Genomic DNA, 10,929 nt, shown 5'->3' with positions numbered 1-10,929 from the left:
TTGCGCAGCCGTTCGAAAAGCCGCCGGGCCGCCGGTTGCGCGAGTTGGTCGCGATTGCGGTCGTGGATGTACGACTCCCTCGGCACGGTCAGGAATTGCACCCGCCCGGCGGGGATGTGCCGCAGCCCGCGCACGAGTTGGTACAGCCCGCGCAGGCTCGCCAGGTCCGGATCCGCGGTGAGCGACGAGGTGGCCGCGTCCAGCACGGGATACAGCCGCACCGGATTCAGCAGTACGTCGTTGCTCTGCACCTTGTTGACCAGCGCCCCGAGAAACCGCTGCTGACGGCCCATCCGCTCGGTGTCGCTGCCGTCCCCGAGCGACTTGCGCGCCCGCACGTACCCGAGCGCCTGCTCCCCGTCGAGCGTGACCCGCCCCGCGGGCAACCGGAGTTTCGCGGCCTTGTCCCGGACGGGTTCCCGCAGACACACCTCGACCCCGTCGACGGCGTCCACCATGTCCTTGAAGCCGTGGAAGTCGACGACCATGTGATGGTCCACGCGAATCCCCGTCAGTTTCTCGACGGTCCGGATCGTGCACGCCGAACCCCCCACCTGGAAAGCGGAGTTGAACATCGCGAACCGGGGCTCGGTACGCCCCCCGTCCGCCCGCAGACACCCCGGTACGTCCACCATCAGATCCCGCGGCACCGACACCGCGGTGACGCTGCGCCGCCCGGCCGCCAGATGCAACAGGATCGCGGTGTCCGACCGCTCGGTCCCCGAATCCCGCCCGTACCGCCGATTCCCGTCCCCGGCCCGCGAGTCCGACCCGATCAGCAGAATGTTCTGCGCGTCCTTCACCAACGAGGTCGGCCGCTCCTTCTCATACCGAGCGAGCTCGGCGGCGGCAGCGGAATCGGCGGTGATGTTCCCGTCGAGCTTGGCGTAGAGGCCGGAACCGAGCCCGAGGGTTCCTAGGAGGAGGGCGGCGCCGACTCCGCCGTACCGCAGCCGCCTACGCCTACGCCGCCCACTCGCGGACGCCCCGACCCCGGGCCCGAGTGTGCGAGCACTTGCGGTCACGGCAGAGCCCACCCCTCATGGCGTAAGAACGTGTCGGTCCTATGACCATGACCCGTGAGGGGCGAGCGGGGAGACCGCTACTGCTCCACTCGGGTGACCCGTCCTACCTAGGGGCGCGGGGAACTGCGCGACCAGCCACAGACAACCCGCACCCGGCAGCGCTCAGCAGCTCACCGACGAATAGCCGTAACCCGCTCACTCTCCACCCTCTTGGCAAGAGCCTCCTCGCCCAGCGCCTCAAGGTTCCGGCACAACACCACGGAACCCCCAGAGGCCAACGCCCCGTACAACCCGACGTTCACCCCGTCCCAAGTGTCATACGACAACCCGGACAACACCCGCTCCCCACCCGAAGACTCCCGAGCCCGCTCGACAACCTCGGCCCCACTGAACTCCCGCCCAGCCACGACCAACGAGACCTCGTCAGGATCCACCGGCGAGAACGCCACGAACCGATCCCCCTGCCCCGGCACTTCGACCGCATAGTCGACAAACCCATCCGGAACCTGCGGAAACCGCCCCCCAAGCGGCCGCAACGCCAACGCCACCCGCTCCCCACGGCACGCCCGCGCCACGTCCAGGGACTCCGGCCCGCTCACCACGACGTCCGCCCCCGCAGGATCCCCACCGACGTCCGCCACCACCCCCACCGAGGAACACGCCAGCAACCACACGGCCGTCTGCCAGTGCGCCGGCAACAGCAGCACGACCCGGTCCCCGGGCCCCGCCCCCAGATCCCCCTGGAGCAGATTCGCGGTCTTGGCCACCCAATTGGCGAAGGTGGCCACGGACAATTCGACCCGTTCCCCCGTGGCATCGTCGTAGAAGGTCACCAGGGGACGCCCGGGATCCGCGGCGAGCGCGGAACGCAGCAGGTCGGCAGGGGTGCGATCGGTGGCGTTCACCCGAGAAAGCGTACGCGGCCGGTGGTCCGCACCCCACCGACAGGGGCCACCGATTCGGCGCAACGCCACCAGACGGTCCGTCAGTTCCCGGATGGACAGATTTATATGACTATGTCCAGGATCGAACCATGCGTGGACTTCTTGCTTCCTCGATCGGCGTCACCTGCGCGGCCGCGTTGGCCCTCCCCCTGACCCCGCTCGCGACCGCGGCGACCCCGGCGGCGCACCCGGCCCCCAGACCCGGCGTGGAAGTCCCCGCGGCCGGAAGACCAGCGACGCCCGCGGAAGCCCCCGGCTCCACCCAGTCCCTGCCCCTCGCCGCGCTCGGCCGCTCCCGCGCCCTCGGCCCCGCGGCCGAACAGGGCCTGCCCCGCCGGGACGTACGCCACTTCTCCCTCGTCGGTGTCGTCTGGGACGACCCGGACACCGTCCTGCACGGCACCGTCCAGGTCCGCACCCGCGCCGCCGGCACCGGCGCCTGGTCCGGCTGGCAGGGCCTGGAGACCCACAACGACGACGCCGCCGACCCCGGCACGGCCGAGCGCACCTCCGGCCGCGTCCGCGGCGCCACCGCACCGCTGTGGGTGGGCGACTCGGACGGCGTGGAGGTCCGCGTCCAGGCCGCCCAGGACCTCGACCGTACGACGGAGGAGGCGACCCGAGACGACCGTACGGCGATCTCCGCGCCCCTCCCGACCGGCCTGCGTCTGGAACTCGTGGACCCGGGGGAGCGGGCGCCGGAGCGGGAGCCCGCGGTGGCCGGCGCCCCGCGCACCACGGTCGTGCCCCGCACCGTCCCGGACGCCTCCGCCGCCAACCTCGACCTCGCCCCCCTCGGCGCCACCGAGATCCCGGCACTGAACAGGGCGCAGACCCTGCGGGAGCTGTCGGCCCTGCGCGCCGACGGGACGGCCCAGGTGGCGCCGCGCGGAAAGCCGTACATCGGACCGCGTCCGCGGATCGTCACCCGGCGCGGCTGGGGGGCCGACGAGAGGCTGCGCGAGAAGAAGTTCGTGTACTCGAAGAAGGTCAAGGCGGTCTTCGTGCACCACACGGCGTCCGGCAACGGATACCGGTGTGCTGAGGCCCCCTCGCTCATTCGCGGTATCTATCGCTACCACGTCAAGAGCATGGGCTGGCGCGACATCGGCTACAACTTCCTCGTCGACAAGTGCGGAACCATCTACGAGGGCCGGGCCGGTGGCGTGGCGAAGCCGGTCCTGGGCGCGCACACCCTCGGGTTCAACACCAACAGCATGGGGATCGCCGTCCTCGGCAGCTACGACACCACCAAGCCGCCGGCCGCCGCCACGAAGGCCGTCGCGAAGCTCACCGCGTGGAAGCTCGGGCTCTTCGGCGCCAACCCGAGCGGCCGGACATATCTGAAGTCGGGCGGTGGCAATCTCTACCGCAAAGGTAAGAATGTGCGACTGAACGTCATCTCCGGTCACCGGGACGGTTTCGCCACGGAGTGCCCCGGCCGGCTGCTCTACCGCAAGCTCGGCGCCACCCGCACGTCGGCCGCCCGTTACCAGGGCCGCTGAGAGCAAGCCCCCCGAACCCGCACCGCCATACCAACGTCTGCATACTCGGCAGAAAAATCCGGCAGGAAGCGGAGACGACAGGTGACAGAAGCGATCCTCCTGGTCGGCGGCAAGGGCACGAGGCTGCGTCCGCTCACGGTCAACACGCCCAAACCGATGGTCCGCGCGGCCGGCGTCCCCTTCCTCACCCACCAGCTGGCCCGGGCGAGAGCTGCGGGGGTCGACCACATAGTGCTGGCGACGTCCTATCTGGCCGAGGTCTTCGAGCCGTACTTCGGCGACGGCTCCTCGCTCGGTCTGCGCATCGAGTACGTCACCGAGGAGGAGCCCCTCGGCACCGGCGGCGCGATCCGCAACGTCGCCGCGCGGCTGCACGCCGGTCCCGACGACCCGGTCCTCGTCTTCAACGGCGACATCCTGACCGGCCTGGACATCAGGGCGCTGGTGGACACCCACCAGCGCACCGGCGCCGACGTCTCCCTCCACCTGACGAAGGTCACCGACCCGCGCGCCTACGGCCTTGTCCCCACGGATCCCGCGGGCCGGGTGCTGGCCTTCCTGGAGAAGCCCCAGACGCCCGAGGAGATCGTCACCGACCAGATCAACGCGGGGGCGTACGTCTTCCGCCGCTCGGTCATCGACACGATCCCCGCGGGCCGTCCGGTCTCTGTGGAACGCGAGACCTTCCCCGACCTGCTCTCCGCCGGGGCCCACCTCCAGGGCATGGTCGACTCGACGTACTGGCTGGACCTCGGCACCCCGGCCGCCTTCGTCCGCGGCTCGGCGGACCTGGTCCTGGGCCGGGCCCCCTCACCCGCCGTCCCCGGCCGCTGCGGCGACCGCCTGATCCTCCCGACAGCCCGGGTCGCCCCCGACGCGAAGCTCACCGGCGGCACGGTGGTCGGCGAGGGCGCGTTCGTCGCGGAGGGCGCGCGCGTCTACGGCTCCACGATCCTCCCCGGCGCGGTCATCGAACCCGGCGCCGTCATCACCGACTCCCTCATCGGCACCCGGGCCCGCGTCGGCAGCCGTTCCATCCTCACCGGCACGGTCATCGGCGACGGCGCAACCATCGGCCCCGACAACGAACTCCGCGAGGGAGCCCGAGTCTGGTGCGACGCCCGCATCCCAGCGGGCGCGGTGAGATTCTCGTCGGACCAATAGGGAGTGAGGCTCCACGCCGGTCGGGATCGTTCAGCCCGTCCGGCGTCGCCCCCACCCACCCCACCTCACAACCGCCCGATGTCCCCGCGAGGCATCCGCGGCGCCCGCCGCGCCGGCACCACCCCGCTCAGCAGGATCAGCCGAGCCGCCCGATGCCGCTGCCCGGCATACGGCTCCAGCAAAGACAGCATCGCCGCGTCGTCCGCGTCCCGGTCCCCGGCCAACGCCCACCCCACGATCCCCGGCAGATGCAGATCTCCCACGGTCACCGCGTCCGCCGCCCCATGACTGCGCTGCACCACCTCCGCCGAGGTCCACGGCCCCACCCCCGGCACCACCTCCAACCGCGCCTGCGCGGCGGACGGAGTCATCCCCACCGCCTCCTCCAGCCGCGCAGCGACCCGCACACACCGCAGAATCGTCGACGCCCGCTTGTTGTCGACCCCCGCCCGATGCCACTCCCACGACGGAATCAACGCCCACTCCCGAGCCGACGGCATCACCCACAGCCGCCCACCCGCCGCAGGCCCCGGCGCCGGCTCCCCGAACTTCCGCACCAGCAACCGCCACGCCCGATACGCCTCGTCGGTGGTGACCTTCTGCTCCAGCACCGACGGGATCAACGACTCCAGCACCAGCCCGGTCCGCGTCAGCCGCAGCCCCGGCCGCCGATGCCACGCCCGCGCCACCACCCGGTGCCGCGGCACGAACGCGGCCGGATCGTCCGCGGCCCCCAGCAACTCCGGCAACCGGTCGAGCAGCCACTCCCGCCCCGGCCCCCACGCCTCCCCCCGCACCTCACCGCCGTACACCGACACCCGAAGGGTCCCGGCGCCGAGAGGCGTACGGCAGGCCCGCCACACGGACCCGTCCGGCAGCGCCCGGAACGTCGGATCCCCGGGCCCCCGCCTGAGCGCCCCGAGCACCAGCCCGAGTTCTACGGGCCACTCGGGCACCCAGCGCCGCACCCGCCCCGCTTCCGCGGACCCCGCTCCCCGCGCGGCGGGCACGACGACCTCTCCACCGCGCACAGTTGTACGCGTGGGCCGCGGAGCGAAACGTCCTGCCACGAATGAGGTCCCTGGGGTGCGAGAGGGTGCGGTTCTAGGAGCCCGGCCGCGTCACCGTATCTCGATGAAGGCCCCGGCATCCCGCTCCGGCCGCGGCCGCGGCTCCTCCGCCGGATGCCCGACCGCCACGGCGCCCATCGGATCCCAGTCGGCCGGCAGCCCCAGCACCTCGCGGACCACGTCCCGGCAGAACATCGTGGACGACACCCACGCCGACCCCAGCCGCTCCCCGGCCAGCGCGACGAGGAGGTTCTGCACGCCCGCCCCCGCCGCCACGACGAACATCTCCCGCTCGGCCCCGTCCCGCCGCGGATCGCCGTACGCGTGCGACCCGTCCATCACCAGACAGGGCACCACCAGATACGGCGCGTTGCGCAGGACGTCGCCGCGCCGGACCCGCTTCGCGATGGACTCCTCGGACTTCCCGTCGCGGCGCAGATCGGCGATCCAGGCGTCCCGCATGGCGTCGAGGAGCCGGGTCCGCGACTCGGCGGACTCCAGCAGCACGAACCGCCACGGCGTCGTGTGGTGCGGCGCGGGCGCGGTGACCGCCAGCGCCACCGCCCGCCGCACGGCACCGGGGTCGACGGGCTCGTCCGTGAAGGCCCGTACGGTACGGCGCTGGGTGACCGCTTCCCGGACCGCCTCCGAGGTCCCCAGCCGGAACATGTCGTCGCGCGCGCCGCGCACCATGGCCCGCGCCCCCTCCCCGTGGCCCTCGGCCACGACGTGCGGCAGCCCGCGCACGACGGCGACGGGCAGCCCGGCGGACTTGCCCTTGACGAGGTCACCGGCGGCGGCGAGTTCGTCCGCCGTCGCCACGACGGTCGCGCTGAGCGGGTTGCCGTACGCGTCCGTGCCGCCGCGCAGGTCGTCCAGGACCCGCACCCCGGCGGCGCCGATCGCCACGTCCGTGAGTCCCGTGCGCCACGGCCGTCCGAAGGTGTCGGTCACGACCACGCCCACGTCGACCCCGAGGGCGTCCCGCAGCCCGTCCCGGATCGCCCGCGCGGACGCGTCCGGGTCCTCGGGCAGCAACAGCACGGTCCCGGCGGGGGTGTTGGAGGCGTCGACCCCGGCGGCGGCCATGACGAGCCCCTGCCGGTTCTCCACGATCCGCAGCGCCCCGCGCCGCGCCACGACCCGCACGGTCTCGGCGTCGATCGCGGCCTCCCGGTCACCCGCCTGGACGACCCGTCCCTCGGCCTTGGACACGATCTTCGAGGTGACGAGCACGACGTCCCCGTCCACCAGCCCCGGCTCGGCGGCGGCGACGAGCTTGGCGACATCGTCCCCCTGCTGCACCTCGGGAATCCCGGCGAGGGCCCAGACGCGGTAGCCGTCGGCGGAGGGAGCCGAGGGAGCCGAGGGAGCCGAGGGGGCTGAACGGGGCGTGGAGGCCGGACCCGCCGTATCGCGCTCCGCCTCCGGAGCGGCCCTGCCCGCGACCGTGTCCGCCGTCTCTCTCCCCGCGCCGCCGGAGATCTCGCCGCTCAAGCCCCCCCGCACCTCCTCCGCCAGCTCCAGAGCCTCGCGGGCCATCCGCGCGGTCGCCTCCAGGTCCGTCATCATCAGCGGGACGGCCCGGCAGCGGATGCCGGCCGACTCGACGCGCTCCACGACGCCCGCGTCCACGGTGTCGACGAGCCAGCCGTCCAGCAGCCCCGACCCGTAGTGCTCGGCGACCGCCGCCGCCGTGGACTCCACGCCGACCGCCGCGAGGACCTTGTCGGCCATGCCCCGCACGGGCGCGTCCCCGACGATGGGGGAGAGGCCCACCACCGGCACCCCGGCCTCCGCGATCGCCTCCCGGATACCCGGCACCGCGAGAATCGTCCCGATGGACACGACGGGGTTGGACGGCGGGAACAGCACCACGTCCGCCCCGGCGATCGCCTCAAGGACACCCGGCGCCGGCTTCGCCTGCTCCGCGCCCACCGGCACCACCGCGTGGGCAGGTACCGACGCCCGCAGCCGCACCCAGTACTCCTGGAAGTGCACGGCCTTGCGCTCGCCGTCCACCTCGACCGCCACATGCGTCTCGACCCGGTCGTCGGTCATCGGGATCAGCCGCACCCCCGGCTTCCACCGGTCGCACAGCGCCTCGGTCACCGCGCTCAGCGGATACCCGGCACCGATCATCTGGGTGCGCACGATGTGCGTGGCGAAGTCCCGGTCCCCGAGCCCGAACCACTCGGGCCCGACGCCGTACGCCGCGAGTTCCTCCTTGAGGTGGAAGGTCTCCTCGGCCCGCCCCCAGCCCTGCTCCTCGTTGATGCCGCCGCCGAGCGTGTACATCACCGTGTCGAGGTCCGGGCAGACCTTCAGACCGAAGAGGTGGATGTCGTCCCCGGTGTTGCCGATGACCGTGATGTCCGCGTCCGGCGCGGCCTGCTTGAGACCGCGCAGGAAACGGGCACCGCCGATGCCGCCTGCCAGAACCACGATTCGCATGGGAACCAGTCTTGCAGGCGGGTACGACAACGCGTCACGCGGTGACGACGTCCACCTCGCCGAACGCCTCGCGCGCCGTGCATGCCGTGTGCATGGGCATCTCGGTGAGCCCCGGGTAGTAGACGTGCAGGCTCACGGCCGGCTCCAGCGCGTCGTTGACGACCTCGTGGACGTACCCCGGCGCGAACACCCGCTGCGTCCCCGCCGCCAACGCGCGCGTGCCCCGCTCGGTCCGCTCGGTGAGCGCGCCCTCCAGGACGGTGAGGACCCCGGAGGAGCGGCCGTGGTCGTGCAGTCCGCTGCCCTGTCCGGGCACCCAGGACAGCAGCCACACCTCGTAACCGGGACCGGTACGCAGCCGGTGGTACCAGCGGCTCGTCGCGTCGTACCGCACGAGGTGCGCCCATTGCGCGCGGTCGGCGGCGATGGAGCGCGCCAGACCGACGAACTCGGCCACGGTGGCCGGGTGTTCGCGCGGGGCCTGGAGGAGGTGTGGGACTTCGAGCAGGTCGCCGGCGATCTGGAGGTCGCTGTCGCTGTTCATGGGGTGCGGTGGTTCCTCAGTGAAGATCAGTGAAGAGATGGTCAGAGGGAACGACGACCGAGTCCCGTCCGGGTCACGGACGACTCGGTCGGCAGCTGGAGCGGATGTGGCTCAACAGCTGGGACAGCAACAACAGCTACGGCGAGCGTGGGCAGCACCGAGGGACCCGGCGGTGCGGGTCGTGGTGAGTGCCAAGTTCGCGAGCATGCCCACAAGGCAATCGGTTCACACCTGCACTGTCAACTCGACACCGCCATGTGGGACACGTTTCACCGGATCCGGTTCATCTGTGAGGTGAAAGGTTTGTTCATGCGGCGACGGGGACACATGGTGCGCACAACCGGGAACGGGATCGAACAGTTGGGCGTCCTTCCTCGTATAGGTCCCCAAGGCCTGAGGTGGGAGCGCGACCCCTCTCGGGCCTCATCTGCTTGTCAAGGTTTATGCCGATTTGAACACTTTCCGCAAGGCCTTGGTTCCGCAGAGTGAATAAGGGGCCCAATAGCAGATCTCGGCTTGACTCGCCCGGAGCAGCACACTTGTAATTTCACTCGTGTCGTTCAGCCGAAATCGGTGACGGCCACCGCACGGGGACGCGAAAGACAGACGAGGGGCGCACATGACCGAGCTGGTGCAGCAACTGCTGGTCGACGACGCGGACGAGGAACTCGGCTGGCAGGAGCGCGCGCTGTGCGCCCAGACCGATCCCGAGTCCTTCTTCCCCGAGAAGGGCGGCTCGACCCGCGAGGCCAAGAAGGTCTGCCTCTCCTGCGAGGTCCGCTCCGAGTGCCTCGAATACGCCCTCGCGAACGACGAACGCTTCGGCATCTGGGGCGGCCTGTCCGAGAGAGAGCGCCGTCGGCTGAAGAAGGCTGCCGTCTGACGGCTGCCCGACGTCTGCCCGACGTCGGCCGGTGTCCGGCCCTTTTCGCCCGCAACCGTACGGCCCGTCGCAGGTGGGTTATCCACAGGCGGCGGGCCGCCGTCGTGCTCGGGCGATAGTGTGGTCGCTCGTCCGAGACGCCTCGCCGCCCCCAGCGGGCACAGGCGCCCACCGCAGTCCACCGAACCGGGGCCCGTACCTCGATGTCCGTGCACAGCCACACGGCGGCGCAAGCGTCCGCTGCCACTCCTGAGTTCCCGCGTCATGTGGTGACCGCGGTGCTCGTCGCCCACGACGGCGCCCGCTGGCTGCCCGAGGCGCTCGCCGGGCTGCTCGGCCAGGAGCGCCCCGTCCAGTTCGCCATGGCCGCCGACACCGGCAGCGCGGACGACTCCGCCCGGCTGGTCACCGAGGCCCTGGGCGCCGACCGCGTCCTGCACCTGGCCCGGCGCACCGGCTTCGGCCAGGCCGTCGAGGAGGTCGGCCGCACCGCGCCCGTGCTGACCCCGGACGAGCTGCCGTACCTGAAGCGCCCCAGCGGCTGGGACCCCGTCACGCGCACCTGGCGCGACGACGCCTACGACATGCCGGAACTGCCGTACGGCGAACCGATCCAGTGGCTGTGGCTCCTGCACGACGACAGCGCCCCGGAGCCCGACGCCCTGGCCCAGCTGCTGCGCGTCGTGGACAACGAACTGGAGCTGGGCCGCGACGACGTCGCCGTCGTCGGCCCCAAGCTGCGCGGCTGGTACGACAGACGGCAGCTCCTGGAGGTCGGCGTCTCCATCGCCCACTCCGGCCGCCGCTGGACCGGCCTGGACCGCCGTGAACAGGACCAGGGACAGCACGACCACGTCCGCTCCGTGCTGTCGGTCTCCACCGCCGGCATGCTGATCCGCCGGGACGTCTTCGAGCAGCTCGGCGGCTTCGACCGGCGGCTGCCCCTGATGCGTGACGACGTCGACCTGTGCTGGCGCGCCCAGGCCGCCGGCCACCGCGTCCTCATCGCCCCCGACGCCGTCGTACGCCACGCGGAGGCGGCCTCCCGCGAGCGCCGCGCCGTCGACTGCGCGGGCCGCACCACGGCCTCGCCGCACAAGGTCGACAAGGCCGGCGCCGTCTACACCCTGCTCGTCAACACCCGTACCGCCCTGCTGCCCTGGGTGCTGCTGCGCCTGGTCGTCGGCACCCTGCTGCGGACCGTCGCCTACCTCGTCGGCAAGGTCCCCGGACAGGCCCTCGACGAGATCCGCGGTCTGCTCGGCACCCTGCTGCGGCCCGAGCGGATCATCGCCGGGCGCCGCAAACGCGGGGCGTCGGTCGTCGACAAGACCGAGCTC

The 10,929-nt window shown here is 71.9% G+C and carries 9 protein-coding genes and 1 pseudogene; 4 read left to right on the top strand and 6 right to left on the bottom strand.

Annotation, left to right across the window (positions count from 1 at the left end):
* Together ABZ896_RS49850 and ABZ896_RS49845 are read right to left on the bottom strand one after the other, a co-directional pair.
* The coding region (locus tag ABZ896_RS49850) for an LCP family protein (protein ID WP_360945171.1) at positions 1-1,025 on the bottom strand (1,025 nt) is incomplete at its 3' end.
* A 170-nt stretch (positions 1,026-1,195) separates the two neighbouring features.
* The gene (locus ABZ896_RS49845; RefSeq protein WP_360945168.1) at positions 1,196-1,930 is read right to left on the bottom strand and encodes a TIGR03089 family protein; all 735 of its coding nucleotides are present in this window, start codon (positions 1,928-1,930) and stop codon (positions 1,196-1,198) included.
* 128 nt (positions 1,931-2,058) lie between these two features.
* On the opposite strand from ABZ896_RS49845, the gene ABZ896_RS49840 reads away from it, so the two are divergent.
* Together ABZ896_RS49840 and ABZ896_RS49835 are read left to right on the top strand one after the other, a co-directional pair.
* Positions 2,059-3,474, top strand: coding sequence for a peptidoglycan recognition protein (locus ABZ896_RS49840; RefSeq protein WP_360945165.1), 1,416 nt, complete (start codon positions 2,059-2,061; stop codon positions 3,472-3,474).
* Between the two features lie 81 nt (positions 3,475-3,555).
* Positions 3,556-4,638 carry an NDP-sugar synthase gene (locus tag ABZ896_RS49835; RefSeq protein WP_360945162.1) on the top strand — a complete coding sequence of 361 codons (1,083 nt, stop codon included), beginning with the start codon at positions 3,556-3,558 and terminating at the stop codon, positions 4,636-4,638.
* A gap of 65 nt (positions 4,639-4,703) precedes the next feature.
* Here the strand turns inward: ABZ896_RS49835 and ABZ896_RS49830 are convergent, their stop codons facing one another.
* From ABZ896_RS49830 to ABZ896_RS49815, 4 genes and pseudogenes are all read right to left on the bottom strand, one after another.
* On the bottom strand, positions 4,704-5,708 hold the full coding sequence (locus ABZ896_RS49830) for a DNA-3-methyladenine glycosylase 2 family protein (protein WP_360945159.1): 1,005 nt from the start codon (positions 5,706-5,708) through the stop codon (positions 4,704-4,706).
* 51 nt (positions 5,709-5,759) lie between these two features.
* On the bottom strand, positions 5,760-7,217 hold the full coding sequence (locus tag ABZ896_RS49825; protein ID WP_360945174.1) for a coenzyme F420-0:L-glutamate ligase: 1,458 nt from the start codon (positions 7,215-7,217) through the stop codon (positions 5,760-5,762).
* A gap of 27 nt (positions 7,218-7,244) precedes the next feature.
* A pseudogene (gene cofD / locus ABZ896_RS49820) lies at positions 7,245-8,162 on the bottom strand (2-phospho-L-lactate transferase); the annotation flags it as partial.
* Between the two features lie 34 nt (positions 8,163-8,196).
* Positions 8,197-8,706 carry a cysteine dioxygenase family protein gene (locus ABZ896_RS49815; RefSeq protein WP_360945156.1) on the bottom strand — a complete coding sequence of 170 codons (510 nt, stop codon included), beginning with the start codon at positions 8,704-8,706 and terminating at the stop codon, positions 8,197-8,199.
* A gap of 619 nt (positions 8,707-9,325) precedes the next feature.
* Here ABZ896_RS49815 and ABZ896_RS49810 point away from each other — a divergent pair.
* Positions 9,326-9,589: a WhiB family transcriptional regulator gene (locus ABZ896_RS49810; RefSeq protein ID WP_003990679.1), complete on the top strand. Its 264-nt coding sequence runs from the start codon at positions 9,326-9,328 to the stop codon at positions 9,587-9,589.
* A 203-nt stretch (positions 9,590-9,792) separates the two neighbouring features.
* A partial coding sequence (locus ABZ896_RS49805; RefSeq protein ID WP_360945152.1) for a glycosyltransferase family 2 protein occupies positions 9,793-10,929 on the top strand: 1,137 nt, incomplete at its 3' end.

Origin of the sequence: Streptomyces sp. NPDC047072 (assembly GCF_040643855.1) — a bacterium.
Lineage (GTDB): Bacteria > Actinomycetota > Actinomycetes > Streptomycetales > Streptomycetaceae > Streptomyces.
Note: the sequence above shows the minus strand (reverse complement) of the source record. Positions and strands in the feature narration are given on the sequence as shown.